We start from the raw sequence: 24,669 nt of genomic DNA on the forward strand, positions 1-24,669 counted from the left end.
CCCTGCACACCACCCACCCCGTCGTGGCCCAGGTGTGGCGCGACGGCGCACGCCAGGGCCGGCTCGCCGCCTTCCTCAAGTCCGTCACGATCCACGCCCTCGATGACGGACGGGCTCTGGGTCGCCTGCTCACCCTCGCCCGCACCACCGACGTCGTCGACGCTCACCTCGTCGTCGTCGCCGCCCGCCTCCGCGACACGGTCCTCACCGGCGACATCGGCGACCTCAACCAGGTCGCCGACACCCTGGGCACCTCTCGCCCCCCAATCCGACCCTGGCCGTAGCCCGCCACGACGAGAACCAAGGGGACCGCGATCGGTCGGCCATCACAGGGATCGGGGATGCGCGGCGTCACTCGCGGGTGGTCTCTTCGTGGAGCGCCGGGAACACCCGGGCGACCTTGGCGGTGAGGTAGTCGCCGTAGGTGCCGTCGAGGTCGCGGAGGCTCGTGGCGTCCCACCGGGTGGCGGCGTCGTCAGGCGGAGCGTCGCCCACAAGGGGCAGAGGGCGCACCTCGGCGTCCCAGCCGGGATCGAAGAAGAACGGGAACGACAAGCGGCTGACTCCGACCGAGGGCCGCACGCGGTGCGGGGTCGAGCGGTAGCGGCCGCCGGTCATGCGGTCAAGCATGTCACCCACGTTGACCACGAAGGCCCCTTCCTCGGGCGGGACGTCCATCCAGCCGTCGGGGCCCCGCACCTCGAGGCCGCCGTGGTGGTCCTGGGCCAGGATCGTCAGCAGCCCGTAGTCGGTGTGCTCCGCCACCCCCCAGCCTTCCGCCGGGGCCGCCACGGGCGGGTAGTGGAAGATGCGGAACAAGAGGGTCGGGTTCGCGGTGAGCCCCCGTGCGAACCACTGGGCGTCGAGCCCGAGGCCGAGGGCCAGGCCGCCGACGAGCGCGTGGCCCAGCGCGGTCATGGCCGTCATCCAGGCCTCGATCGCCGGGCGCAGCTCGACCGGGCGCGCCGGCCAAAGGTTCGGACCGTGCAGCGGCCGCCCGCTCCGCACCCGAGGGTCGGTGGCCGCCAGGTCGGTGCCGAGGTACAGGCCCTCCTTGTGGTCGGCCCCGTCGGCGGTGAGCTCACCGCCGACGGGGAACCAGCCCCGCCAGGCCCGGCCGCCCCGGTCCATCCCGACGGCCGCCTTCTCCGCCTCGGGCAGGGCGAAGAACGCCCGGGCGGCAATGTCCAGCCGGGCCTGGAGCGCAGGGTCGATCCCATGGCCGACGGCGACGAGGAAGCCGTCGCGGCGACAGGCGGCATCGAGCTCGCGCCCCACCGAGGCGACGTCGCCCCGACCCGTGACCAGCGGCCCCACGTCGATCACCGGAAGGCTCACCGGGCCCACCCCTTTGAACTGGTCACGGGACCGGGGGTCGGGACCCCCAGATCGGTGACCAGTTCGGATGCAGCCCTCGAACTGGTAGGGACATCGGGGGCGGGGGCCCCCAGATCGGCTACCAGTTCAGTGGAGGGCGGAGGGCAGGTCATCAGGCGTCGAGGGCGGCGCGGAGCTCGGCCACTGCGGCCCCGAGCCGCAGCGGACCCTCGCCATCGAGCACCCGGCGCATGAGGGCGGAGCCGACGGCCACCCCGTCGGCCCGCGACGCGACCTCGACGGCCTGGTCGGGCGTCGAGACGCCGAAGCCCATGATCACGGGCACGTCGGTGACGGCCTTGAGCCGGGCGGCGAGCACGGCCGCCCGCTCGCCGATGGCGGCGCGCTCGCCGGTGACGCCGAGCAGGTTCACCCCGTACACGAAGCCCTCGGCCGCCTGAATGAGCAACGGCAGGCGCTCGGGGGGCGTGAGCGGGCTGACCAACATCACCGTCTCAAGACCCGACGCGGCGCCCGCCGGCGCCCACTCCCCGAGCTCCTCGAGCGGAACGTCGGGCAGGATCATCCCCGACACCCCGGCCTCGCGGGCTTCGGTGGCGAAGCGCTCGACGCCCACTCGGAACACGATGTTGAAGTACGTCATGACCACGAGGGGCACGCCGACATCGGCGGTGGCCACGTCGTCGAGGATCGACATGGGCGTGGCGCCCCGGTCGAGGGCCCGTTGCGACGCAGCCTGGATGGTGGGGCCGTCCATCACCGGGTCGCTGAAGGGGATCCCGACCTCGATGGCATCCGCGCCGGCGTCGGCGGCCGAGCGCACCAGGTCGATCCACCGGGGGTCGATGCCGCCGGTGATGTAGGGCACGAGCAGCTTGGCCCCGCCGTCACGCCGCTGGCGGAGGTGCGCCTCGAGGAACCCGTCGGGGGCCTTCATCGGAGACCCCGGTCGGCCCCCGCCGACGGGCCCAGGATGCCCGACACCTGTTCGACGTCCTTGTCGCCGCGGCCCGAGAGGTTCAACACGACGGTCTGGCCGGCGAGCGCCTCGCGCTCGCGGATCACCCACGCGAGGGCGTGGGCCGACTCCAGGGCCGGGATGATCCCCTCGGTGCGGCTGAGGGTGACGAAGGCGTCGACGACCTCCTCGTCGCTCACCGGGAAGTACTCGGCCCGCCCCGACTCGGCCAGGAAGGAGTGCTCGGGGCCGATGCCGGGGTAGTCGAGCCCGGCCGAGATCGACGTCGCCTCGCGCACCTGGCCCCACTCGTCCTGCAGCAGGAACGACTTCGACCCGTGGACGACCCCAGGGATGCCTCGGCCGACCGCGGCGCCGCCCTCGGGCTCGGCGCCGACCAGGCGGGTGGGCATGTCGGCGAACCCGGCGAACAGACCAGCGGCGTTGGAGCCGCCCCCCACGCAGGCCACGGCCACATCGGGGTCTGACCCTGTCAGGGCTCGACACTGCCCGCGCACCTCGTCGCCGATCACCCGGTGCAGCTCGCGGACCATCCACGGGTACGGGTGCGGGCCCATCACCGACCCGATGCAGTAGTGGGTGGTCTCGACGGTGGCCACCCAGTCGCGCATGGCCTCGTTGACGGCGTCCTTCAGGGTGCGGCTGCCGGTGAGGGCGGGCCGCACCTCGGCGCCCAACAGGCGCATGCGGAACACGTTGAGGGCCTGGCGCTCCATGTCAACCTCGCCCATGTACACCAGGCACTCCTGGCCCAGCAGCGCGGCGGCGGTGGCGGTGGCCACGCCGTGCTGGCCGGCGCCGGTCTCGGCGATGACCCGGTGCTTTCCCATCCGCTGGGCGAGGAGAGCCTGGCCCAGCACGTTGTTGATCTTGTGGGACCCGGTGTGGTTCAGGTCCTCGCGCTTGAGCAGCAGGCGGAGGCCGAGCTTCTCGGACAACCGCTCGCACTCGGTGAGCGGCGACGGCCGCCCGGCGTAGTCGCGAAGCAGCCCGTCGAGGCGGGATCGGAAGTCGGCATCGGCCCATGCGTCGCGGAACGCGGCCTCGAGCTCGCTCAGGGCGGGGATCAGCGTCTCGGGGACGAAGCGACCACCGAAGCGGCCGAAGCGGCCGCTGGCGTCGGGCTCGCCCATCGCCGGGACGGTGTCGTCGGACGTTGGGTCAGAAGACGTGGAGGTCGTCTCGGCGGCCATGCTCAGGTGTCCTCGGTCCAGTCGTAGGGGGCGTCGTCCACGTCGGGGGACCAGGGCGGTGCCGCCGCGCGCGCGTGGGCCACGAACAGGCGGACCTTGCGAGGGTCCTTGCGGCCGGGCGACCCTCCGTCGCGCTCCACGCCGGTGGCCACGTCGACGCCCCAGGGTCGCACCCGCTCGACGGCTGCGGCCACGTTGTCGGGGTGGAGGCCGCCGGCGAGGAGAACCTTCTGGCCGGCGGGCACCTCGTCGGCCAGCGACCAGTCGAAGGTCTGGCCGCCGCCGGGCGTGGCCCCGTCGATCAGCACCACCTCGGCGCCGTAGTCCTCGACGCGGGCCAGGTCGGGCGAGCCGGCCGGGAAGCCCTTGATGACCAGCGGCACCCGCTCGGCCACGTAGCGCGTGGCCTCGACCGTCTCGTGGCCGTGGAGCTGGGCCGCCCGCAGGCCGGCCGAGGTCACGACGGAGACGACCCGCTCGGGGGCCTCGTCACGGAAGACACCGACGGTGATGAGCTCCGACGGAAGGCGCTTGGCGATGTCGCGGGCCACCACGGGAGCGATCTGGCGAGTCGAGGGGGCGAAGATGAAGCCCACCGCGTCGGCGTCCATGGCCACGGCGAGGAGACCGTCCTCCTCGCTGGTGATGCCGCAGATCTTGACGAACACTCCTCGATGCTACGGGACGTACCCCCGTCTCCCCCGCACCGTTCCCGCACTCGGCACCGGTGGTCAGCCCCCGCGGGACGCCCGCAGCGCAGCGACGGCCCCGGCCCGGTCGTCCTGGGTGACGAGGGACTCCCCCACCAGCACCGCGTGGTAGCCGACATCCGCGAGGCGTCGGGCGTCATCGGGACCTCGGATGCCGGACTCGGCCACGCGGACGACGCCCTCGGGCACCTCGGGGGCCATGCGCACCGCCCGGTCGGTGTCGAGGTTGAAGGTCACCAGGTCGCGCTGGTTCACCCCGATCAGGTCGGCCCCGGCCTCGAGGGCCCGCTCGACCTCGGCTTCGTCGTGCACCTCGACCAGCACGTCGAGGCCCACCTCTGCGCTCAGGCGCCGGAAGTCAGCCAGCTGGTGGTCGTCGAGGGCGGCGGCGATGAGCAGGACGGCATCGGCGCCCATGGCCCGGGCGTCGAGGACGTCGGCCTCGACCACGGTGAAGTCCTTGCGCAGCACGGGCTGCTCACAGGCGGAGCGCGCCTCGCGCAGATCCGCGGCGGAGCCCCCGAAGAACTCGGGCTCGGTGAGCACCGACAGCGCCGCGGCGCCACCCTCGGCATAGGCCTCGGCCACGCGACCGGCGACGAGGTCGACGGCCAGGTCGCCCTTCGAGGGTGATCGACGCTTGATCTCGGCGATGACGGCCAGGTGCCCGGCGGCGTGGTCGGCGACCAGGGCCGCCCGCAGGCCCCGCGTGGGACCGTCGGACATGGCCCTCTCGGCCGCCTCCAAGATGGCTCCCCGCGGCCGGCGATCGACGGCCGCGGCAGCGCGGTGGGCGGTGAGGATGCGGTCGAGGTAGGTGTCCACGGGGCGTCTCCTGGGGGCGGTCAGCGGTCAGCGGTCAGCGGTCGGGATCGTGGTCGCGGCTGCGGGCCAGCTCGGCGAAGGGGATCCACACGAAGAGCGACAGGGCGATGCCCGCGAGGGCGATGGCCAGGGCGAGCAGAGGCCGGGAGCCGAGCACCAAGCCGAAGACGACGGCCAGCCCCGCGGCGCCGAAGATGGCCGCGGGCAGGACCCGCACCGGGCGGCGGGGCCCGGGCGGATCGGGGGGCAGCAGGTCGGTCTCCTCGCGCCACGAGCTGTAGTCCGCGAGCCACTCGTCGTCGTCGGGGCGCGGTCGCCAGCCCGGTCCCGGCGGTCGGGCCGGGTCCACAGGCGTGGCGCGAGCCCGGGTCATGGTGGCGTCGTAGGCCCGGCGCCGGCCCGGGTCTGACAGGGCCGACCAGGCCGCGTTCACGTCGCGCATGCGCCGATCGGCGTGGGCCCGCTCGGCTGAGCTGCGCCCGCCGTGGGAGTCGGGGTGGAAGCGCCGGGCCAGCTTCACGTACGCCCGCCGGATCTCGGCGGGGTCGGCCCCCGTGGGCACGCCGAGCACCTCGTAGTGGCTGCGACGGGGGGCGTCAGCCACCGTGTGCTCCGGTGCCTCTTCGCAGCACGTCACGGACGGCGTCGGCCACCGCCTCCGGCGCTTCCTCGGGCACGAGGTGACCGCAGAACGGCACGAGGGTGAGCGCAGGCGCCCTGCGCAGGTCGTCGACCAGGCGGGTGCCCCACGAGGGCGACAAGAAGGCGTCGTCGGCGCCCCACACCACGGCGGCCGGGCCGTCGTAGGCCCGCAGGCCGGGCCCGCACTCGAGGGTCACCCGGGCGTCGCCCGCGAGCAGGAAGCGTCGGGCCCGCTCCCGGCCCTCGACGGTGAGCACCGGGCGCAGGTACTCCTCGACCACGTCGGGGTCGAGGGCGGCGGCGTCATGGACGGCTCGGCCGAAGCCGAGGTGAGCGTTGGCCCCGACCCGGCGGGGCAGGTCGAGGGCGTAGGCGAGGATGTCGAGCCCCGGGGTGCGAGCCAGGCGCATGACCTGGGCCGCGAGGGGCACGGGCCAGTTGTCGTAGGCCACGGTGTCGACCAGCACCAGCCCGGCGATGCGTTCGGGGTGGGTGGCGACCATCTGTTGGGCCACGCCCCCGCCCTGCTCGTGGCCGACGACCACGACGCGCGGAATCCCCCGGGTCGAGAGCCAGTCGAGCAGCAGCTCGGCCTGCATCGGCGCCCCGAAGTCCTCATACGGCGAGACGACCGTGTCGCCCAGGCCCAGCAGGTCGGGGGCGAGGCCCAAGACCTCGTCACCGAGAGCCCTCATCACCTTGCGCCAGAGCACCCCGTGGGTCGGGAAGCCGTGGAGGAACAGCACTGCGGGCGCATCGGGGCCACCCGAGCCGAGCACCGCCAGGTCGGCGGGCCCGACCCGCTCGAGGACCTTGAGGGGGAGCCCGTGGGCGACGGTGGGCACTGATCGATCGTAGGCGGGGTGTCCTCGGATCGGACCACCTACTCCGGGGTGACGATGGGCAGGGCCAGCACCTGCACCTCGGCTCCCGCGAGCAGCGCAGTGGCGGGCGGGTCGATCGAGCGGTGCACGAGGGCCAGGCCGACGGTGCGCCCGGTGGCGTCGATCGCCGCGCTGGTGACCACGCCGACGTCGCGTCCGTCGACCGAGAGGACCTCCCCGGCCGCCGGCGGCGGGGTCACGGAGGCGAAGCCCCGCAGGTGGCGGGGAACCTTGCCGCCCCGGCTGTCGATGCGCGCCACGAGCTCCTGGCCGGTGAAGCAGCCCTTGGTGAAGCTGACCGACGCGTCGATCACCCACTGCCCGAGCTCGGCGGGGATCGTGTCGACGGTGATCTCGGCGCCCATGGCGGGCACGCCGTGGGCGATGCGCAGGGCTTCGTAGCCCTCGCCATCGAGGTCGAGCGCACCGACGGGCAGGTCCGAGGGCAGCTCGTCGGGATCGGCGTCGAATACATCGGAGCCCTCCAGGCCGGGCCACCCGGAGGGCACCCCGTCGATCACCTCGGCGCCGCGCACGGCGAGCACCGCGACGCCCTCGACCAGCTCGATGTCGGTCTTGGTGCGCAGCTTGAAGCGCTGGAGGCGGGCCATGAGGCCGGCTCCCGCGCCGGCGTCGGTGTCGAGCCGCACCGTCTCGACCCCCGCGCGGTCGACCCGCACCCAGGTGTCGACCTTGCCCGTCGGCTGGAGGACGAAGGCCAGGGCCGAGTCGCCGACGGCCAGGGCGCCCACGTCCTGGCTCAGCTGCCCCTGGAGGTAGGCGACGGTCTCGGGGCCCGACAGGGCAACCACGTCGCGGCGGATGCGGGAGACGGTGACGGCCATGGGGCCAGTCTGGCCCCGTCGGGCCCCGCTCCCTCGGGTCCACCACTCACGTCACCGCCGCGGAGGGCGCAACGGCTCCCGGTGCACCGGGTCAGATCTCGGCGGCGTGGGCCCGGCGGGCGGCGGTCATCCGTCGGGCGGCCGGCACCGCGGCGAGCAGGGCCCGGGCCTTGTTGCGACACTCGAGCTCCTCGTGCTCGGGCACGGAGTCAGCGACGACCCCCGCCCCCGCCTGCACCGACGCCCGCCCGTCGGGCAGGCAGATCATGGTGCGGATGGCGATGGCGGTGTCGATGGCCCCGCCGAAGTCGACGTAGCCCACCACCCCTCCGTAGGGCCCGCGCTTGGCCGGCTCGAGGCTGTCGATGATCTCCATGGCCCGCACCTTTGGCGCACCGGTGAGCGTGCCGGCGGGGATCGTGGCCCGCAGCACGTCGATGGGCGTGCGCCCCTCGGCCAGCGCTCCCGACACCTGGGACGTGAGGTGCATGACGTGGCTGTAGCGCTCCAGGGTCATCATCTCGTCGACCTGGCAGGTGCCGTAGCGCACCACCCGGCCCACGTCGTTGCGAGCCAGGTCGACGAGCATCACGTGCTCGGCGATCTCCTTGGGGTGCTCGGCCAGCTCGGCCGCCAGGCGGCGGTCCTCCTCCTCGGTGCGGCCGCGGTAGCGGGTCCCGGCGATCGGGCGCGACACCACCCGGCCGTTCCGCAGCTGCACGAGCGGCTCGGGCGAGGAGCCCACCAGCGACACCTCCGGGCGGCGCACGAAGAACATCACCGGGCTCGGGTTCACCTGGCGGAGCACCCGGTAGACGTCGAAGGGATCCGCGTCCAGCTGCAGGTCGAAGCGCTGGGAGAGCACGACCTGGAAGATGTCGCCGGCGAGGATGTGCTCCTTGGCCACCTCGACGGCCCGCTCGTAGAGCGACCCGCCCAGGGTGGAGGTCACCGCCGGGAGCTCGTCGTCGGCCGACGGCGGGTCGAGCAGCGGTTCGCTCTGCGGACGGGAGCCGTCGCGGGCCATCTCGTCGAGGTGCTCCACGGCCTCGTCGTAGGCGTCGTCGACCTCGGCCTCGGTCGATCCCGGGGCCACGGGGGCGTTGACCACGAGGGTGACGCGCTGGCGCCAGTGGTCGAATGCGGCGATCTCGCCGATGACCGACATCGCCGCGTCAGGGAGGCCCATCTGGTCCGGCGGGGTGTCGGGGAGGTGCTCGACCTCGCGCACGACGTCGTAGCCGAGGTAGCCGAGCAGGCCGCCGTGCAGGGGCGGCAGGTCGAGGCTCTCGGGCGTGCGGGTGCGGGCCAACAGCGCATCGACGGCGGCGAGGATCCCCCGGTCGAGGGGCAGGCCGGCGGCGATGGCGCCAGCCCCGGGGCCCTCGACGGAGACGTCGGCCCCGCGGGCCACCAGGCTGGCGACGGGCCTCCGCCCGACGAAGGACCAGCGGCCCCAGCGCTCCCCGTGTTCGACCGACTCGAGCAGGAAGCCGGGCTCGTCGCCCGGGCAGAGGCGGCAGAACGCGGCCACCGGCGTGACCTGGTCGGCGAGCAGCTCGCGCCACACCGGCACCACCGTGTGGTCGCGGGCGAGGGTGCGGAACGCCTCGCGATCGGGCCGGATCACCTCGGGTCGCTCAGGCGTCGGAGCCGAAGGCCCGGTAGAAGCAGCTCTTGGCGCCGGTGTGGCACGCACCCCGGCCCTCCTGCTCGACCACGAAGAGCAGGGTGTCGCCGTCGCAGTCGTACGCGGCCCGGCGCACGAGCTGGCGGTCGCCGGAGGTGTCGCCCTTGCGCCACTCCTCCTGGCGCGACCGGCTCCAGAACACGGTGCGCCCCTCGGAGAGCGTGCGCCGCAGGGTGGTCTCGTTCATCCAGGCCATCATCAGCACGTCGCCGGTGCCCTCCTCCTGGACGATGGCCGGCACCAGGCCGTCGGTGTCGTAGCGCACCCGGTCCAGGTCCTCGGCGCGGATCTCGATCGGGGTGAGGGCGGGCATGGAGGCCGAGGATAGGGCCCGACCCTGAGGTTCCTCCCACGAGATGGCGACCGGCGCGACTCAGAGGTAGAGCCCGGTGGAGCCCTCCTCGATGCGCTCGGAGGCCACCGCGTGCACGTCTCGCTCGCGGAGGATCACGAAGTCCTCGGCTCGCACCTCGACCTCGTAGCGGTCCTCGGGGTTGTAGAGGACCTTGTCGCCGACCTCCATCGACCGGACGTTGGGGCCGGAGGCGACGACCTCAGCCCAGCCCAGGCGCTTGGCCGTGGTGACCGTCGCCGGGATGAGAATGCCGCCGGTGCTGCTGCGCTCGCCGTCGGTCTCGGGCCGGACGAGCACGCGGTCGTTCAGCATCTTGATCGGGAGCTTGTCGGCCACGGGGCGCACGCTACCGGTCCCGGTGGCCGGGCCTTCGGCGTCGGTTCCGACGCTCGGGCCCAGCTCCGAGCCTCGGCCCTCGGCGCCCGGCTCCCGCGGTCGACGTCAGGCAGGAGGACGGACGGTGATGCCGGCGGCGGCCATGACGGCCTTGGCCTCGGCGACGGTGTGCTCGCCGAAGTGGAAGATCGACGCCGCGAGCACCGCATCGGCCCGGCCGTCGATGACGCCGTTCGCGAGGTGGGCGAGGGTGCCCACTCCCCCGCTGGCGATGACCGGGATCCCGACGGCCTCGCTCACGGCGCGGGTGAGCTCGACGTCGAAGCCATCGCGGGTGCCGTCGCGGTCCATCGAGGTGAGCAGGATCTCGCCCGCGCCCCGACGCTCGGCATCGACGGCCCACTCGACGGCGTCGAGGTCGGTCGGGTTGCGGCCCCCGTGGGTGAAGACGCCCCAGCCCGCGGCGGGGTCGTCGACCACTCGGCGGCGGGCGTCGATGGCCACCACTGCGCACTGGGTCCCGAACTCGACGGCCACATCGGCGATGGTCTCGGGGCGGGCGATGGCGGCGGTGTTGAGCGACACCTTGTCCGCCCCGGCGCGCAGCAGGCGCCGGGCGTCGGTGACGCTGCGGATGCCGCCCCCGACGGTGAGGGGGATGAAGACCTGCTCGGCGGTGCGGGCCACCACCTCGACCATCGTGTCTCGGTCGTCGGAGCTGGCGGTGATGTCGAGGAACACGAGCTCGTCGGCCCCTTCGGCGTCGTAGCGGGCGGCCAGCTCGACCGGATCGCCCGCGTCGCGGAGCCCGACGAAGTTGATCCCCTTGACGACCCGTCCGCCGGTGACGTCGAGGCAGGGGATCACCCGGGCGGTGCGCACTCTGCGACGGTACCGGCCGCCTGGGCAACTTCCCTTGCCCGTTCCGGCCCGGGCGCAACCCGGCACGAATAAGCGTCGGGCCCGGTGAGTCTTCGTCCGAATCCCGCCAGCGGGGCGCGTCGGCCTTCGACAGACTCGGCCCCATGACCGCCACCGCCCGCCGTGACCGCCTCCGCGACCTCCACCGCGAGGGAACCTTCGTGATCCCCAACCCGTTCGACCGGGGCTCGGCCCGCCTGCTCGCCGCCATGGGCTTCGCTGCCCTGGCCACCACCAGCGCCGGCCTGGCCAACTCGCGGGGCCGTGCCGACATGAGCATCACCCGCGACGTGTTGGTCGACCACGTGACCGACCTGGCCGCGGGCACCGAGCTGCCCCTCCACGTCGACGCCCAGCGGTGTTTCGCCGACGGTCCGGACGGCGTGGCCGAGACAGTCGGGCTCCTGGCCGACGCCGGGGCGGCCGGCGTCTCGATCGAGGACTGGAATCCGGGCGCTGATCGGATCGAGCCGTTCGACGTGGCCGTCGCCCGGGTCGCCGCCGCCGCTACCAGCGCCGGAGAGCACGGTCTGGTGCTGACCGCCCGCTGCGAGAACCTCCTCCACGGAGTCGACGACCTCGACGACACCACCGCTCGGCTCGTCGCCTACCGCGACGCCGGCGCCGAGGTCGTCTACGCCCCCGGGCTGGTCGACCTGGACGCCATCGGGACGGTCGTGACCGAGGTCGGCGTCCCCGTGAACGTTCTGCTGCTGCCCGGCGGGCCCACGGTCGCCGACCTGGCCGGAGCGGGCGTGCGCCGGGTCTCGCTCGGCAGCAACCTCTCGAACGCGGCCTACGGGGCCGTTGCCGCCGCGGCGCAGACCGTGCTGGCCTCCGGCGGCCTCGGCGCGACGACGCCGAGCGTGCCCGCCGACGTCGCCGCCCGCGCCTTCACTGCCGAGTAGCGCCTCGGCCGGCGAGGAGGACGAGGTCCGCAGCGTGGCGGGTCAGGTCGGGACGAAGACGCCGACGTCGGGGTGCAACGCGACGAACCCCCGGTCGAAGGTGGCGAGGGCCCCTCCCCGTCGTCGGGCCTGCGTCGTCGGGCCTGCGCCGCCAGGTACGTGTCGGTCACCTGCCGCTGGTCGAGCACGCCCCGCAGCACCGCCTGCAAGTCGGCCTCGTCGTCGGTCACAGCTCGTGGCGGTCGTCGGCGCACACGTCGTCGAGCACCCGCGCCGCCTCGACGGCGGTCAGGCCACCCCGGATCAGGATCCGGAGCAGGGCCCCTGGGTGATGGGTGTCGTGGCGAACGTGCCGGACATCGCCGCCAACCACCGCGCGGACGGCTCGTGGTGGACGTGGCTGTCGACGGGCAGTTCGACCGTCGTGCGCATGGCTCCAGCCTACGCCTCGTCCCGTCACTGTCGATCGTGATGAGATGATGCGAGGCTCGCCCCCAACGGCACGCCGGTCCGGGCCCAGCGGCCAGACTCAGGGATGTGCCTTCCACTCGGCTGCTGCTCGTGCGCCACGGCGAGACCGACTGGGCCAAGGGTCGCCGCCACACCGGGCGCACCGACATCGGGCTCAACGCCACCGGCGAGGCTCAGGCCCGAGACCTGCCCGGCCGCCTGCCGCTCGACGGCGTGGTCGCCATCTGGTGCAGCCCGCTGGCCCGGTCCCGGGACACCGCAGCGCGAGCGGGCCTGGCGGTCGACGTCATCGACCCGGACCTGATCGAGTGGGACTACGGCTTCGCCGAGGGCCGGACCACCGCCCAGATCCGCGACGAGCGCCCGGGCTGGACCGTCTGGGACGACGAGATCACCGGCGGCGAGTCCCTGGAGCAGGTCGGGGCCCGGGCGGATTCGGTGATCGTCCGGGCCCGCTCCGTGGAGGGCACCGTGGCCCTCGTCGGCCACGCCCACCACCTCCGCGTGCTCGCCGCCCGCTGGCTGGGACTGGCGCCGGGCGGCGGTCGCCACCTGACGCTCGACCCGGCGGGCTGGGGCGCGCTCGGCTGGGAGCGCGAGACCCCGGTGATCGAGCGGTGGAACCCACCCGGCCCGCCGATCTGATCCGAGCCGCCGTCCGCAGACCGTCCGCAGAACCGCCGTCCGCAGACCCGCCGCAGAACCGAAAGACGGCCACCCTGGTGCGCCCGTGGGCCCCACCAGGGTGGCCAGAACCCCGAAGCCCCGGGGGTGACCCAGACCCAGGACGTCGTCACACCGCGATGCGGTGCCCCGGATCGCCGCCTGCCCGCCACACGACCGACGAAGTCCTGCCAGGATCGGGCGATGCCCCCCACCAGCCGCCAGGTCGTCCTCGCCACCCGCCCCTCGGGGATGGTCGACGAGGAGACCACCCGCCTCGAGACCGTCCCCCAGCCCGAGCCCGGACCGGGCGAGGCCCTCGTGCGCGTGCAGTACCTCTCCATCGACCCCACGATCCGCACCTGGATGGACGATGCCCCCGGCTACCTGCCCCCCATCGAGATCGACGCCGTGGTCCGCAGCGGTGGCATCGGCGAGGTCGTAGCCTCCAACAGCGACAGCTACGCCGTCGGCGACACCGTGTTCGGCATGCTCGGCTGGCAGGAGCACGCCGTGGTCGACGAGGGCGGCAACACCGCCCAGGTCATCCCCGACGGCGTTCCGCCCACCGAGGCGCTCAGCGTCTTCGGCGTCACCGGCATGACCGCCTACTTCGGGCTCCTCGACGTGGGCCGGCTCCAGCCCGGCGACACGGTGGTCGTGTCGGGGGCGGCGGGTGCGACCGGATCGGTCGTCGGGCAGGTCGCCCGCATCAAGGGCGCCGGCCGGGTGGTGGGCATCGCCGGCGGACCGGAGAAGTGCGCCTGGCTGATCGACGAGCTGGGCTTCGACGGGGCCATCGACTACAAGAACGACGACCTCGGCGCCCGCCTCCGCGAGCTGTGCGGTGACGGCATCGACCTCTACTTCGACAACGTCGGCGGCGAGATCCTCGACACCTGCCTGGCCCAGCTGGCCATGCGCGCCCGGGTGGTGTGCTGCGGCGCCATCTCCGCCTACAACGCCCGGGGCGAGGCCCACGGACTCACCAACTACTTCAGCCTCATCACCAAGCGGGCCCGCATGGAGGGCTTCTTGATCCTCGACTACCTCGACCGGTTTCCCGAGGCCCAGATGGAGATGTTCGGTTGGGTCGCCGACGGTCAGGTCCGCCACGCCGAGCACGTCGTCGAGGGCCTCGAGAACGCCCCCGACGCGCTGAACCTGCTCTTCACCGGTGGCAACACCGGCAAGGTCGTCGTCGCCCTCGGCTCCTGATGACGACCGCGATCCGTTCTGGGCCACAGATCGGCCACCCGTGTCCGGTTGGCGGCTCAGAACGGGCACGGCTCGGCCCGGGCCTCACCTGCGATGAAATGGTCAGGCGGTGCCGGCGGCGGCGAGGGCGGTGTCGATCGACAGCGCCCCATCGTAGAGGGCCCTGCCCACGATGGCGCCGGCGAGCACGCGGTTGCCGGCCTCGAGCGCAGCGAGGTCGCGCAGGTGCTCGGGGGTGCCCACGCCGCCGGAGGCGACCACGTCGGTCTCGACCTCGGTGAGCAGCCGCTCGTAGGTGTCGAGGTCGGGTCCGGTGCCCACGCCGTCGACGTTGATCTGGGTGACCACGTAGGCCGCGAACCCGGCGTCGTCCATCTCGGTGGCCACGTCGAGCAGCGTGCGGCCCGAGCCCTCGGCCCAGCCCCGCACCGCGACCTCGTCGCCCCGGACGTCGAGACCCAGCACGACCCGACCGGGGTGGCGGGCGGCGAGGGCCCGGGCCCAGGACGGGTCGTCGAGGGCCGCGGTGCCCACCACCACCCGGGCCACGCCGGCGCCGAGGAGCTCGTCGGCCGAGGCGTCGTCGCGCACGCCGCCCCCGGTCTGGATCGGGGTCGACACCGCGGCGACGACGGCGGCGATGACGGGCCGGTTCACCGGCTCGCCGGTACGGGCCGCGTCGAGATCGACCACGTGGATCCACGGGGCGCCGGCGTCGGTGAAGACCCGGGCCTGGGAGACGGGGTCGTCGCCGTAGACGGTCTCACGGGCGAAGTCGCCCTGGGTGAGGCGGACGCACTGCCCGCCGCGCAGGTCGATGGCCGGGTACAGGTCCATCAGCGCGTCTCGCCCGGCCCGGACGCGACCGCCGGCGTCGACCGGCACTCGGCCACGTAGCCGGCGAGCAGCGCCAAACCGCTGGCCGAAGACTTCTCGGGGTGGAACTGGGTGGCCCAGCACCGGCCCCGGTCGACCATGGCCACGACCGGGCCGCCGTAGTCGCACGTCGCGGCGACCAGCTCGGCGGGCGCCTCCACCGCGTAGGAGTGGACGAAGTAGACCCACGCGGGGTCGGCCAGCCCCGCGGTCGGCTCGGGGCGGCGGGCCCAGTCGAGCACGTTCCACTGCATCTGCGGGTGCTTGACCCCCTGCGGCAGGCGCCGGACCCACCCCGGCAGGGCCCCGAGCCCGGCGACGCCAGGGGTCTCGTCGGAGCCCTCGAAGAGCATCTGCATGCCGACGCACACCCCGAGGAACGGCGGCCCGCCGGCCACCGCATCGACCACCCCGGCGGCGGCCACCTCTGTCAGCCCGGCGGCGGCCAGGGCCTCCATGCACCGTCCGAACGCCCCCACGCCCGGCAGCACCAGGCCGTCGGCGTCGGCGATCAGCCCGTGGTCCGCGGTGAGGCGCGCGTCGGCGCCCACCTTCTCGAGAGCCTTCTGGGCCGAGCGCAGGTTCCCGATGCCGTAGTCGAGGACTGCGATGAGCGGGCGCGCACCGTCGACCACCACTAGAGGGTGCCCTTGGTCGACGGCACCCCACGGCCCTCCACCCGCACCGCGTCGCGCAGGCAGCGCGACACACCCTTGAACATCGCCTCCAGCACGTGGTGGGTGTTGCGGCCCGACCGCTTGGTGACGTGCAGGGTGATGCCCGCCGAGGTGGCGAACGACTGCCAGAAGTGCTCGGCCATCTCCGGGTTGAACGGCGGGTCACCGAGCGGGAGGACCTCACCGAAGGCCACGTCGAAGACCACGAAGGGCCGACCCGACAGGTCGAGGGCCACCTCGACGAGGGCCTCGTCGAGGGGGTACAGGCCCGACGCGAAGCGCCGCACGCCCTCCTTGTCCCCCAGGGCTTCCCGGAACGTCTCACCGAGGAGGATGCCGACGTCCTCGACGGTGTGGTGGCCGTCGACGTGCAGGTCTCCGGTGGCGTCGAGGGCCAGGTCGAAGCCGGCGTGACGGCCGATCTGGTCGAGCATGTGGTCGAAGAACGGCAGTCCCGTCGATGCCGACACCTCGCCCCGGGGGCCGTCGACGTCGAGCGTGATCGAGATCGCCGTCTCCTTGGTCGTGCGCTGGCGGCTGGCGGCGCGGGGGCCGAGGGCGGCGGTCATCGGAGGATCTCCCGGAGGGCGGCGAGGAAGCGGTCGTCCTCGTCGGTGGTGCCGACGGTGACGCGGAGGCACCCGTCGAGGCGGGGCCACGACGAGCAGTCGCGGACCAGGACCGAGTGGTCGAGCAGGGCCCGCCAGACCTCGGCGCCGGCCCGCGACGTGGGGCGGAAGAGGATGAAGTTGGCTCCCGACGGCCAGACCTCGCACGGCAGGTCGCGGAGCGCGGCCTCGAGTCGCCCGCGCTCCTCGACCAGGTGGGCGACGCGGGACTCCATGGCGGCGACGTGGTCGAGGGCCAGGATACCGGCGACCTGCTTCAGGGCGTCGAGGTGGTACGGGAGCACGACCTTCTGGAGCTCGTCGACGACCCACGAGGGGCCGACGAGGTAGCCGAGGCGCGCTGCGGCCATCGACCAGGTCTTCGAGAAGGTGCGGGTCACGACGAGGGGGGTGTCGTCGTCGACGAGCTCGAGGGCGGACCAGGGTGCGAACTGGCCGTAGGCCTCGTCCACCACCAGCAACCCGGGCACGAGGGCCAACACCTCTCTCACGGTCTCGGGCGTCTCGACCAGGCCCGTGGGGTTGTTGGGCGAGCACAGGTAGGTGAGGGCGGGCGCGGCCTCGGCCACGACCCGGCGCACCTCGGTCACGTCGAGGGCGAAGTCATCGGCGCGTGCCCCCTCGGCGACCGTCGCCCCGGTGAGGCGTGCGATGTGGGAGTGCAGGGCGTAGGTGGGCTCGAACACCGCGACCGACCGGCCCGCCCCGCCGTAGGTGAGCGACAGGGTCTGGAGCACCTCGTTGGACCCGTTGGCCACGAAGACCTGGCCCGCATCCACGCCGTGGGCGGCGGCGATCTTGGAGCGGAGGCGAAGCGCGGCGCGGTCGGGGTAGCGGTGCCAACCGACCTTCGTGACCGCGTCGGCGACGGCGTCGAGGAACTCCGGCGGCGGGGGGAAGGGAGACTCGTTGACGTTGAGGCGCACGTCGACGTCGACCTGGGGCGAGTGGTAGCCGGCCATGAGGGCCACGTCGGTCCGGGGGCCGAGGCGCGGGCGGACCGGCGCGCCGGCGACCCCACCCTCCGGTCTGGACGCGTCGGCTCCGCCGACACTGCTCATCGGGGTGCCGCCAGGCGACGACGGACCGACTCGGCGTGGGCCGGCAGCCCCTCGGCCTCGGCCAGCACGGCCACGTGAGGGCCGACGAGGGCCAGCGCGTCGCGATCCATGGTGACGACGTGGATGTCCTTGGTGAAGTCGGCGACGGTGAGCGCCGAGCCGAACCGGGCCGAACCGGCGGTGGGCAGGACGTGGCTGGGGCCGGCGAGGTAGTCGCCGACCGAGGCCGGCGCCCACGGACCGACGAACACGGCGCCGGCGTGGCGGATGAGGCCCACGATCTCGGTGGCGGCCTCCTCGGCGCAGATCACCTCGAGGTGCTCGGGCGCGACCCGGTTGGCCACCGCCGCGGCCTGGGCCGGTCCGTCGACCAGGGCGAGGCGCCCGCCCGCGGCGAAGGTGGCCTCGATGTCCTGGCGCCGGGGCGATGCCGCGACCTGGGCCCCGATGGCGGCATCGACCGCGTCGGCCACGGCCTGGTCCCAGGTGACGAACCAGGCGCGACCGCCGGGGCCGTGCTCGGCCTGGAGGATGACGTCGATCGCGGCGAGGTCGGGGGCGACCGAGTCATCGGCGATGACGACGACCTCCGACGGCCCGGCGAAGGCCGATGGGACCCCGACGCGCCCCTCTCCTGCGACCTGGCGCTTGGCCTCGGCCACATAGACGTTGCCCGGCCCCACGATGACGTCGACGGCCCGGATGGTCTCGGTGCCGTAGGCCAGGGCCGCCACGGCCTGGGCGCCACCGACCCGGTGCACCTCGGTTATGCCGGCGACGGCGGCTGCGGCCAGGGTGAGCGCCGGCACCTCGCCGTCGGGCCCCGGCGGCACGCACAGGGCGACCTCGGGCACGCCGGCGACCAGGGCCGGCACGGCGGTCATCAGCACCGTCGAGGGGTACAGGGCCCGACCACCGGGCACGTAGCACCCGGCCCGGTCGACGGCCTGGGCCCGGCCGGTGATCAGGATGCCATCGCGGGAGTAGGTCGACGGCGGTCGCAGCTGGTGGCGGTGGAAGTCCTCGATCCCCGCGGCCGCCACCTCGAGCGCGGCCCGCACCTCGGGGCGCACCGAGTCGCGCGCCGCAACGATGGCCTCGGGCGGCACGCGGGTGTCGGCCACGTCGACGCCGTCGAAGCGCATCGTCAGGGCGCGGATCGCGGCGTCGCCACCGGTGCGCACGGCCTCGAGCACCTCGCGCACCGCAGCGCGGGGGCCCTCGTCGTCGGTGGCCACCGGCGGGAGGAGGTCGGCGAGCGCGTCGTCGGAGGTGCCGCGCAGGTCGAGTCGGGTGAGCACGGCAGCACGCTACCGAAGCGCAGCCACCGGGCCGCCATGGGATCGCCGGCCTGCGGGGCGCCCTCGACCCGTTGTCCGCCGGGGTCGCGTCACCCGGCGCGAGGACCACACTGGGGCGATGGCCGATGCCGAGCTCCCCACCGCCGCGACCCTCAGCTCCCTGTCGTCCCAGGTCAACGACATGTTGGTCCGGGTCGGTGCCGACGCCGAAGCCAGCGACCGTTCCCCGACCGAGGGCGTGGCTGCGGCCCTCTACGACGCGGAGCGGGCCCTGCGCTCGGTGCGGCGGGCCCTGGAGCGGGCCGAACGAGCCCTGGGCGCCTGACGGCCGGCGGGAGCATCACCCGACCAACCTGTTACCCGCACCCGACGGACCTGTTACCCGATGGGCGGGTGAAAAAGGCGACGGGGGCGCCAGAAAGGCGCCCCCGTCGGGCGACGCCGGGCGGCGGATCCCAGCGTCGCGGTGAACCAGGTGGCGGGAACCTGGTCGGGAGTCATTGTAAGCGCACAGGAATCACCGTCCAGCGAAACGGCAAGCGAAACCTCGAATTTCTTTGACAGCCGATGCCGGACGGTGAGCACACCGGAACGCGCCGGCGGCCCAGCTCGCTCCGTGCCGCTCGAAGACCGTCCGTCACGTAACGTGACCAAGAACACAGCACGAATTGTAGTGTGGTGCCTTGCATGCTCACTTAACGCGTTGGATACTCCACCGGGGGCAGCTGACAACACCCTCCGACGCCGGTGTGGGGACCCTCCCCGACGGGACGAAACGAGAGGTTCTGACATGACTGTGCAGGCAACAGGAGCAGGTGCGACGGTGGCGTCGGTGGTGGTGGGTGCGGGAGCCGCGAGCTCTGGCGGGTCGGGCGTGCGCGCCGGCGTGGGTGACCAGCTGGCGCGCACCGGTGCCAGTGACCTCTCGGTCCTCGTGGCCGTCGCGTTGGTCATGATCCTCGCCGGCGTGCTGGTTCTGGGTCTGGCCCAACGCCATCGCCGCGGCGTTCTCGACACCGGCGCCTGAGACCGGTCGGCGTGGCCCCGGTGCCCCAGGTGCTCGTGGACCTCGCGGCCTCCACCGTTCCACCTGATTCGAGGGCCGCGGCCGGTGAGCAACGCGCCACCCCTGCTCGGCGACTGGTTCCGGTCCTGGGGTTCGCCCAAGAGCTGGTGGTGCGGCTCCTCGTCCTGTCCTGGGCCATCACCGCCGGGTGGTTCTGGCTGTGGTGGCTCTCGCCCGAGCGCGGCGCCTTGGGAGGGTGGCGGCTCCTGACGACCGTGGTCCTGGGATGGCTCTTCGCCAACGCGTCGTACGGCTTGTTCTTCATGTGCCGCATGACCCGCCCGAACCCGGATCTCCCCGTCCCTCGGCTGCGCACCGCCATGGTGGTCACCAAGGCGCCGTCGGAACCGTGGTCGGTGCTGGCGCGCACCCTCGACGCCATGCGCTCCCAGGTGTTCCCCCACCCCTACGACGTGTGGCTGGCCGACGAGGATCCGTCGCAGGAGACCCTGGACTGGTGCGCCGCCCACGGCGTGTCGGTGTCGACGCGATTCGGGATCACCGAGTACCACCGCGCCGAGTGGCCGAGGCGGACAAGGTCCAAGGAGGGCAACCTCGCCTACTTCTACGACACCGTCGGCTACGAGCGGTATGACGTGGTGGCCCAGCTCGACGCCGACCACATCCCGGGGCCGACCTACCTGGCCGAGGTGGTCCGCCCCTTCGCCGACCCGTCGGTCGGCTACGTCTCGGCCCCCAGCGTGTGCGACGCGAACGACGCACGGGGCTGGACCGTCAAGGGACGCTTGCACAAGGAGGCGGCCCTCCACGGTCCCATCCAAGCCGGTTGCAACGGCGGCTGGGCTCCTGTCTGCATCGGGTCTCACTATGCCGTCCGCACCGCCGCGCTGCGTGGCGTCGGTGGCCTAGGGCCCGAGCTGGCCGAGGACTACTCGACGACCCTCTGGCTCCAGTCCGGCGGCTGGGACGGCGTGTTCGCCATCGACGCCGAAGCGCACGGGGACGGTCCCGAGAGCCTGGGCGCCATGTTGACCCAGGAGAAGCAGTGGGCCCGCAGCCTCGGCGTGATCCTGACCCGCTGGGCGCCCGGACGGCTGCGCACCGCACCGTGGCGGGCCCGTCTCCGCCTCGGGTTCGCCCTCTGCCACTACCTCGCTCAAGGGCTCATCTTCATCCTCGGGGCCGTCATCCCGCCCCTCGCCGTGGTCACCGGCGCCAGCTGGGGGTCGACCAGTGTGGTCGGCTTCTACGGCCACATCTGGCCCAGCTCCCTCCTTCTGGGCGCGATCCTCTGGTACCTCCGCCGCCAGGACCTCCTGCGCCCGCGGGCGGCCAAGCTGTGGTCGCTCGACCTCGTGCTGTTCCAGATCATCCGCTGGCCGTGGACGACCTGGGGGTTCGTGTACGGGATGTGGCTCGGCATCCGACGCCGCGCCCCCGGCTTCGCCGTGACCCCCAAGGGCCAGAGCGCCCGGTCCGGGCTCCAGCCCCGCCACCTGGTGCCGACGCTCGTGCTCGGCGTCGTCCCCGCCGCGGCCGTGGTGCTCGTCCGTCACCCCGGCAGCGCTCTGGGGCTCCAGATCATCAGCGCCATGCAAGCCATGATCTACCTGACGGTCGTCCTGGCCGTCATCATCCTCGACCTCCGCAACCAACGTCCCGGCCCGACCTCGGCGATCGATGGGGTTGCGTCGACGGTCGCGAGGTGGCGGCGCCGGCCCGCCGCAGCCCCGATCGGGGTGGCCGCCACTGTGGGCCTGTCGTTGGTGCTGTTCCGCCTGTCGGTCGTGGGCCTGACCCCGTGAGGGGTCGCCGTCCCCACCGGGGAGCGTCGTTGCGGAGGATCAGAAACGGGCTTGGTACCGCTTGGCGGCGTTGGGGAAGTCCGACAGCACCCCTCCGCCCCAGTCCCAGTTGAAGTAGGCCTGGTAGACGACATCGTTGGCGGCCATCCAATCGGCCATGCGGTCGACGAAGTAGGGGTTGTCTCCCCCGCCGGCGTACTGGTCACCCGGGGCGTAGAGGCCCCACTCGGGGAAGCTGATGGGCTTGCGATGCGCCCGGGCGAAGTCCCGATGCGCCTTCAGACCGAGCGGCCGGTTCACGATGTGGGACCACCGCTCTGCGGGCGTGACGCCGGGATCTCTCCACTTCACGTCGTAGACGTTCTGTCCGATGATGTCGACGACATCGTTGCCGGGGTAGAAGGACTCGTACGACGTGAGGGCCCGGCCCCCGGTGAGACCGGTGCAGGGGTTCCAGTCGAAGGTGAACCGGGCTCCGGGGATCGCTCGCAGGACCGACACAACGTGGCGGTACATCCGGACGTAGCCAGCGGGGTCGTCGGTTGCCTGCCACGGTCCGATGTTGGGGTTGTTGGCCTCGTAGCCCAAGCGGATGACCGAGTGGCCGAGACCCTTCGCCACCAGGGTGCGACCGAGGCCCACGAAGTGCTGGTCGAAGGCCCCCGCCGCACCGAGTGCGAACTGGCCCCGGTGGCTCTCCTGCAGCAGTGGAAGGCCGAGGACGAGGCGTCGCCCGGGTTCCTCTGCCACCCACCGGGACCACGGGTCGACCAGCCAGGTCGGGTTGAAGTCCGTGGCCCACCCGTTGCTGTATGGGACGTAGTCGGTCGCGTAGGTCTGGGCGCGGCCGGAGAAGGAGCCGAACCTCTCGAGCTGTTCGACCGCTCCCGGACCGTTGTAGACCCCAGACTCCACGTCATCAATCTGGCACCCGGCCAGCGCGATCAACGCGACGGCCAGCAGCGCGACGCCGAGGCGCCGAGGGCGGACGGAGATCTTGGCGCCCACGGTTCGATGCCGCCGACACCCGGTCTCTATGGGGGGGTTCTGTTCCACCCCGCTCCATCGGTCGCAGGTGCGGTCATCGTGAGGGAAATCGGTCGAGTCCTCGACCAGGGTGCGCAGTCCGGCCGCCGAGATGCCGGCCGCGCCGCCGGTTCTCAGGTGAGCTGACCAGCCGACGGGCAGACGTCGGCCAGCGCGCACGCCGCGCACTGCGGGACCCGGGACCGGCAGATCGCCCGGCCGTGGAGGATCAACCGGAGGCTGAACACACCTCTCTCGGGTGCGGGCACCATGGGGTTGAGGGCGACCTCGGCCCGCACCGGATCGGTCTCGGTGGTGAGCCCGAGGCGGCGCGACACCCGCCCGACGTGGGTGTCGACCGGCAGGCCGGGTTGGCCCAGCGCCACGCTCCGCACCACGTTGGCCGTCTTGCGCCCCACGCCGGGGATGGTGACGAGGTCGGCCATGGCGCTCGGCACCTCGCCACCGAAGGTGGTGTCGAGGGCGTGGGCCATGCCCAGCAGGCTCCGGGCCTTGTTGCGGAAGAAGCCCGTGGGCCGGATGAGCTCCTCGACCTCCGACGGGTCGGCGCCGGCCAGCTCACCGGGGGTGGGGTACCGTGCGAAGAGGGCCGGGGTCACGAGGTTGACCCGCTCGTCAGTGCACTGGGCCGACAAGATCGTCGCCACCAGCAGCTCGAAGGGGTTGCGGTGATCCAGTGCGCAGAGCTCGACCGCCGTACCCGGGTAGGTGTCGGCCAGGCGCTCGTGGACCACCCGGGCGCGTCCCTTGGGCGAACGAGGGCGGGCCATCCCCGGAGGGTAGGTGGACCCACCGCTCCCCGCGCCGGCGGACCCATCCCCCGCACCGCCCGGCATCCGGGGTGCCGCCGGTAGGGTCCGGCCGTGGCCGCCGTCCGACTGAACGCCCACGGCGGCGAGGTGGCGTCGGGCCCCGCAGCCGGGCTCCGGGCCCGGGCCCGCCGGCGTCACGGCGAGGCCTGGTTGACCACCACCCCCCTTCCCGCCGACGCCGAGCCGGCGGGTCCCCAAGCCCGCGCCCTCGCCGACCTGCTCCTCGCCGTCGGTGAGGCGGCGCTCGCCGACGGCGCCGTCGCCGTGCACTGGGAGACCGACGAGCCCGAGGCCCTGGTCGACCCCGTGGCCACCGCCTCGGGGTTGGACGAGCGGCGCGACGTCCTGCTGCTGCGCCGGTCGCTGCCGCTCGCGACCGGTGACCTCGACGCGACCCGTCCGGTGCCGGTGCGTCCCCTGCGCCCCGGCAGCCTCGACGAGGAGGCGTGGGTCCGGTGCAACAACCGGGCCTTCGCGGGCCACCCGGACCAGGGCCGCGAGACGGTGGCCAGCCTGCGCTCGGCCATGGTCGAGCCGTGGTTCGACCCCGCCGGGTTCCTGCTCGTCGACGGCACCCCCGGCGTCGATGCCGGAGGCCACCTCGACGGCTACTGCTGGACCAAGGTGCACCCGGCGACGGCCACGGAACCCGAGACCGGCGAGATCTACGTCATCGGCGTCGACCCCTCGGCCGGGGGCCGAGGGCTGGGCCGCTCGCTCGTCGTCGCCGGCCTCACCCACCTCGCCGACCGGGGCACCACCCAGGGCCTGCTCTACGTCGACGCCGACAACGTCGCCGCCCGCCGGCTCTACGAGCGGCTCGGCTTCACCCCGGCGCACACCCGTCGGGTGCGCTCGCACCGACCCGGCGCGCCCTCTCGGTCTCAGGCGACCGAGTAGGGCTCCTCGCCCGAACCCACCACGCCCCGCACCGGGTGGAACGGCAGGGGGATCCTCCACCAGCGGCCCCTGCGGGCCCGGATGATCCCGACGATGGCCACCGCGTAGGTCACCAGGGTGAGGCTCACGAGCAGCACCAGACCGATCAGGAAGGCGCTCGTCACCGAGGGGACCTCGTCGGTGCTGGTGATGAGGTCGAGGTAGTACGGCACCAGCAACCCCAGGGCGAGGAGCTGCGGGATAATGGTGGTGAGGGTCAGGTTGAGGGCCTCGGCCGCGTGGTGGCGCACGAAGGCCTTGTCCTTGGCCACGACGTAGAAGACCAACGCCCCGATCCAGCCGCCGCCGACCAGGAACACGATCCACATCACCATGGCCATCGTGCGCTCCTGGGATCGGGCCACGGCCGGGTCGACGCCGGTCCTCGGGTCCGGGGCGGCGGCCGCCGCCGAGGTCCAGGCGCGCCCGTCCCACCACCACCAGGCCCCTGCGGCATCGGCGTACCAGCCGGGCTGCTCGGGAGGGGCCACGTCCGTCATGGGCCGAGGCTAGGTGA

At 73.2% G+C, this 24,669-nt stretch carries 29 protein-coding genes; 9 read left to right on the forward strand and 20 right to left on the reverse strand.

Annotated features, from left to right (window positions below):
- The first annotated feature begins 23 nt into the window (after positions 1 to 23).
- The gene (locus VNL12_RS12480) at positions 24 to 284 is read left to right on the forward strand and encodes a hypothetical protein (protein WP_325595026.1); all 261 of its coding nucleotides are present in this window, start codon (positions 24 to 26) and stop codon (positions 282 to 284) included.
- A gap of 67 nt (positions 285 to 351) precedes the next feature.
- On the opposite strand, the gene VNL12_RS12485 is transcribed toward VNL12_RS12480, so the two are convergent.
- The 12 genes from VNL12_RS12485 to hisF form a co-directional block, all read right to left on the reverse strand.
- The gene (locus VNL12_RS12485; protein WP_325595028.1) at positions 352 to 1,338 is read right to left on the reverse strand and encodes an isopenicillin N synthase family dioxygenase; all 987 of its coding nucleotides are present in this window, start codon (positions 1,336 to 1,338) and stop codon (positions 352 to 354) included.
- Between the two features lie 151 nt (positions 1,339 to 1,489).
- On the reverse strand, positions 1,490 to 2,275 hold the full coding sequence (trpA, locus tag VNL12_RS12490; RefSeq protein ID WP_325595030.1) for a tryptophan synthase subunit alpha: 786 nt from the start codon (positions 2,273 to 2,275) through the stop codon (positions 1,490 to 1,492).
- A complete protein-coding gene (gene trpB, locus VNL12_RS12495; RefSeq protein WP_325595032.1) occupies positions 2,272 to 3,510 on the reverse strand; it encodes a tryptophan synthase subunit beta in 1,239 nt (412 codons plus the stop codon). The genes trpA and trpB overlap by 4 nt, the downstream gene beginning before the upstream one ends.
- A gap of 2 nt (positions 3,511 to 3,512) precedes the next feature.
- Positions 3,513 to 4,178 (reverse strand): phosphoribosylanthranilate isomerase, encoded by a 666-nt coding sequence (locus VNL12_RS12500; RefSeq protein ID WP_325595033.1) that lies wholly within the window; start codon positions 4,176 to 4,178, stop codon positions 3,513 to 3,515.
- Between the two features lie 63 nt (positions 4,179 to 4,241).
- Entirely contained in the window at positions 4,242 to 5,045 is an 804-nt protein-coding gene (trpC, locus tag VNL12_RS12505) for an indole-3-glycerol phosphate synthase TrpC (protein WP_325595034.1), read from the reverse strand.
- Positions 5,046 to 5,079: 34 nt separating this feature from the next.
- On the reverse strand, positions 5,080 to 5,649 hold the full coding sequence (locus tag VNL12_RS12510; protein WP_325595035.1) for a J domain-containing protein: 570 nt from the start codon (positions 5,647 to 5,649) through the stop codon (positions 5,080 to 5,082).
- Positions 5,642 to 6,532 (reverse strand): alpha/beta hydrolase, encoded by an 891-nt coding sequence (locus VNL12_RS12515; protein ID WP_325595037.1) that lies wholly within the window; start codon positions 6,530 to 6,532, stop codon positions 5,642 to 5,644. The genes VNL12_RS12510 and VNL12_RS12515 overlap by 8 nt, the downstream gene beginning before the upstream one ends.
- 38 nt (positions 6,533 to 6,570) lie before the next feature.
- Complete coding sequence (locus VNL12_RS12520; RefSeq protein ID WP_325595039.1) at positions 6,571 to 7,416, reverse strand: hypothetical protein; 846 nt, start codon at positions 7,414 to 7,416, stop codon at positions 6,571 to 6,573.
- A gap of 91 nt (positions 7,417 to 7,507) precedes the next feature.
- Positions 7,508 to 9,046, reverse strand: a complete 1,539-nt coding sequence (locus VNL12_RS12525; protein WP_325595041.1) for an anthranilate synthase component I family protein — start codon at positions 9,044 to 9,046, stop codon at positions 7,508 to 7,510.
- A gap of 10 nt (positions 9,047 to 9,056) precedes the next feature.
- On the reverse strand, positions 9,057 to 9,419 hold the full coding sequence (gene hisI / locus VNL12_RS12530) for a phosphoribosyl-AMP cyclohydrolase (protein ID WP_325595043.1): 363 nt from the start codon (positions 9,417 to 9,419) through the stop codon (positions 9,057 to 9,059).
- Between the two features lie 60 nt (positions 9,420 to 9,479).
- Positions 9,480 to 9,773, reverse strand: a complete 294-nt coding sequence (locus VNL12_RS12535) for a co-chaperone GroES (protein WP_349257849.1) — start codon at positions 9,771 to 9,773, stop codon at positions 9,480 to 9,482.
- A 129-nt stretch (positions 9,774 to 9,902) separates the two neighbouring features.
- Positions 9,903 to 10,679, reverse strand: a complete 777-nt coding sequence (hisF, locus tag VNL12_RS12540) for an imidazole glycerol phosphate synthase subunit HisF (protein ID WP_325595047.1) — start codon at positions 10,677 to 10,679, stop codon at positions 9,903 to 9,905.
- Between the two features lie 143 nt (positions 10,680 to 10,822).
- On the opposite strand from hisF, the gene VNL12_RS12545 reads away from it, so the two are divergent.
- The 4 genes from VNL12_RS12545 to VNL12_RS12560 all read left to right on the forward strand — a co-directional run bounded on the left by VNL12_RS12545 (position 10,823) and on the right by VNL12_RS12560 (position 13,978).
- Positions 10,823 to 11,626, forward strand: a complete 804-nt coding sequence (locus VNL12_RS12545; RefSeq protein WP_325595049.1) for an isocitrate lyase/phosphoenolpyruvate mutase family protein — start codon at positions 10,823 to 10,825, stop codon at positions 11,624 to 11,626.
- 235 nt (positions 11,627 to 11,861) lie between these two features.
- The gene (locus VNL12_RS12550; RefSeq protein ID WP_325595051.1) at positions 11,862 to 12,098 is read left to right on the forward strand and encodes a hypothetical protein; all 237 of its coding nucleotides are present in this window, start codon (positions 11,862 to 11,864) and stop codon (positions 12,096 to 12,098) included.
- Positions 12,099 to 12,163: 65 nt separating this feature from the next.
- Positions 12,164 to 12,742, forward strand: a complete 579-nt coding sequence (locus tag VNL12_RS12555; protein WP_325595053.1) for a histidine phosphatase family protein — start codon at positions 12,164 to 12,166, stop codon at positions 12,740 to 12,742.
- 222 nt (positions 12,743 to 12,964) lie between these two features.
- Complete coding sequence (locus VNL12_RS12560) at positions 12,965 to 13,978, forward strand: NADP-dependent oxidoreductase (RefSeq protein WP_325595055.1); 1,014 nt, start codon at positions 12,965 to 12,967, stop codon at positions 13,976 to 13,978.
- Between the two features lie 102 nt (positions 13,979 to 14,080).
- On the opposite strand, the gene hisA is transcribed toward VNL12_RS12560, so the two are convergent.
- Genes hisA through hisD form a run of 5 tightly spaced genes read right to left on the reverse strand, consistent with a single transcriptional unit; the run spans position 14,081 to position 18,522 of the window.
- Positions 14,081 to 14,815: a 1-(5-phosphoribosyl)-5-[(5-phosphoribosylamino)methylideneamino]imidazole-4-carboxamide isomerase gene (gene hisA / locus VNL12_RS12565; RefSeq protein WP_325595057.1), complete on the reverse strand. Its 735-nt coding sequence runs from the start codon at positions 14,813 to 14,815 to the stop codon at positions 14,081 to 14,083.
- Positions 14,815 to 15,489, reverse strand: coding sequence for an imidazole glycerol phosphate synthase subunit HisH (gene hisH, locus VNL12_RS12570; protein ID WP_325595059.1), 675 nt, complete (start codon positions 15,487 to 15,489; stop codon positions 14,815 to 14,817). Before hisH ends, hisA begins: the two co-directional genes overlap by 1 nt.
- A gap of 2 nt (positions 15,490 to 15,491) precedes the next feature.
- Complete coding sequence (gene hisB / locus VNL12_RS12575) at positions 15,492 to 16,100, reverse strand: imidazoleglycerol-phosphate dehydratase HisB (RefSeq protein ID WP_325595061.1); 609 nt, start codon at positions 16,098 to 16,100, stop codon at positions 15,492 to 15,494.
- Entirely contained in the window at positions 16,097 to 17,221 is a 1,125-nt protein-coding gene (hisC, locus tag VNL12_RS12580; RefSeq protein ID WP_325595063.1) for a histidinol-phosphate transaminase, read from the reverse strand. Before hisC ends, hisB begins: the two co-directional genes overlap by 4 nt.
- A complete protein-coding gene (hisD, locus tag VNL12_RS12585) occupies positions 17,218 to 18,522 on the reverse strand; it encodes a histidinol dehydrogenase (RefSeq protein WP_325595065.1) in 1,305 nt (434 codons plus the stop codon). Before hisD ends, hisC begins: the two co-directional genes overlap by 4 nt.
- 118 nt (positions 18,523 to 18,640) lie before the next feature.
- On the opposite strand from hisD, the gene VNL12_RS12590 reads away from it, so the two are divergent.
- The 3 genes from VNL12_RS12590 to VNL12_RS12600 all read left to right on the forward strand — a co-directional run bounded on the left by VNL12_RS12590 (position 18,641) and on the right by VNL12_RS12600 (position 21,354).
- The gene (locus tag VNL12_RS12590) at positions 18,641 to 18,847 is read left to right on the forward strand and encodes a hypothetical protein (protein WP_325595067.1); all 207 of its coding nucleotides are present in this window, start codon (positions 18,641 to 18,643) and stop codon (positions 18,845 to 18,847) included.
- Positions 18,848 to 19,312: 465 nt separating this feature from the next.
- On the forward strand, positions 19,313 to 19,549 hold the full coding sequence (locus VNL12_RS12595) for a hypothetical protein (protein WP_325595069.1): 237 nt from the start codon (positions 19,313 to 19,315) through the stop codon (positions 19,547 to 19,549).
- A gap of 11 nt (positions 19,550 to 19,560) precedes the next feature.
- Positions 19,561 to 21,354, forward strand: coding sequence for a glycosyltransferase family 2 protein (locus tag VNL12_RS12600; RefSeq protein WP_325595071.1), 1,794 nt, complete (start codon positions 19,561 to 19,563; stop codon positions 21,352 to 21,354).
- Between the two features lie 39 nt (positions 21,355 to 21,393).
- Here the strand turns inward: VNL12_RS12600 and VNL12_RS12605 are convergent, their stop codons facing one another.
- On the reverse strand, positions 21,394 to 22,362 hold the full coding sequence (locus VNL12_RS12605; protein WP_325595073.1) for a hypothetical protein: 969 nt from the start codon (positions 22,360 to 22,362) through the stop codon (positions 21,394 to 21,396).
- 152 nt (positions 22,363 to 22,514) lie between these two features.
- Positions 22,515 to 23,171, reverse strand: a complete 657-nt coding sequence (gene nth, locus VNL12_RS12610; protein WP_325595075.1) for an endonuclease III — start codon at positions 23,169 to 23,171, stop codon at positions 22,515 to 22,517.
- A gap of 93 nt (positions 23,172 to 23,264) precedes the next feature.
- On the opposite strand from nth, the gene mshD reads away from it, so the two are divergent.
- Positions 23,265 to 24,113 (forward strand): mycothiol synthase, encoded by an 849-nt coding sequence (mshD, locus tag VNL12_RS12615; protein ID WP_325595076.1) that lies wholly within the window; start codon positions 23,265 to 23,267, stop codon positions 24,111 to 24,113.
- Here mshD and VNL12_RS12620 read toward each other — a convergent pair.
- Positions 24,098 to 24,652, reverse strand: coding sequence for a DUF4870 domain-containing protein (locus VNL12_RS12620; RefSeq protein ID WP_325595077.1), 555 nt, complete (start codon positions 24,650 to 24,652; stop codon positions 24,098 to 24,100). The two genes, mshD and VNL12_RS12620, sit on opposite strands and share 16 nt — an antisense overlap.
- Between the last annotated feature and the right edge of the window lie 17 nt (positions 24,653 to 24,669).

It is taken from the genome of Iamia sp., assembly GCF_035575815.1.
Classification (GTDB): Bacteria; Actinomycetota; Acidimicrobiia; order Acidimicrobiales; family Iamiaceae; genus Iamia.

Coding starts and splice junctions, on each gene's coding strand:
- trpB (WP_325595032.1), bottom strand. CDS start 3,510: ATGGCCGCCGAGACGACCTCCACGTCTTCTGACCCAACGTCCGACGAC.
- VNL12_RS12560 (WP_325595055.1), top strand. CDS start 12,965: ATGCCCCCCACCAGCCGCCAGGTCGTCCTCGCCACCCGCCCCTCGGGG.
- hisA (WP_325595057.1), bottom strand. CDS start 14,815: ATGGACCTGTACCCGGCCATCGACCTGCGCGGCGGGCAGTGCGTCCGC.
- nth (WP_325595075.1), bottom strand. CDS start 23,171: ATGGCCCGCCCTCGTTCGCCCAAGGGACGCGCCCGGGTGGTCCACGAG.
- hisI (WP_325595043.1), bottom strand. CDS start 9,419: ATGCCCGCCCTCACCCCGATCGAGATCCGCGCCGAGGACCTGGACCGG.
- VNL12_RS12590 (WP_325595067.1), top strand. CDS start 18,641: ATGGCCGATGCCGAGCTCCCCACCGCCGCGACCCTCAGCTCCCTGTCG.
- VNL12_RS12520 (WP_325595039.1), bottom strand. CDS start 7,416: ATGGCCGTCACCGTCTCCCGCATCCGCCGCGACGTGGTTGCCCTGTCG.
- hisC (WP_325595063.1), bottom strand. CDS start 17,221: ATGAGCAGTGTCGGCGGAGCCGACGCGTCCAGACCGGAGGGTGGGGTC.
- VNL12_RS12535 (WP_349257849.1), bottom strand. CDS start 9,773: ATGCTGAACGACCGCGTGCTCGTCCGGCCCGAGACCGACGGCGAGCGC.
- VNL12_RS12595 (WP_325595069.1), top strand. CDS start 19,313: ATGACTGTGCAGGCAACAGGAGCAGGTGCGACGGTGGCGTCGGTGGTG.
- VNL12_RS12620 (WP_325595077.1), bottom strand. CDS start 24,652: ATGACGGACGTGGCCCCTCCCGAGCAGCCCGGCTGGTACGCCGATGCC.
- VNL12_RS12545 (WP_325595049.1), top strand. CDS start 10,823: ATGACCGCCACCGCCCGCCGTGACCGCCTCCGCGACCTCCACCGCGAG.
- hisB (WP_325595061.1), bottom strand. CDS start 16,100: ATGACCGCCGCCCTCGGCCCCCGCGCCGCCAGCCGCCAGCGCACGACC.
- trpA (WP_325595030.1), bottom strand. CDS start 2,275: ATGAAGGCCCCCGACGGGTTCCTCGAGGCGCACCTCCGCCAGCGGCGT.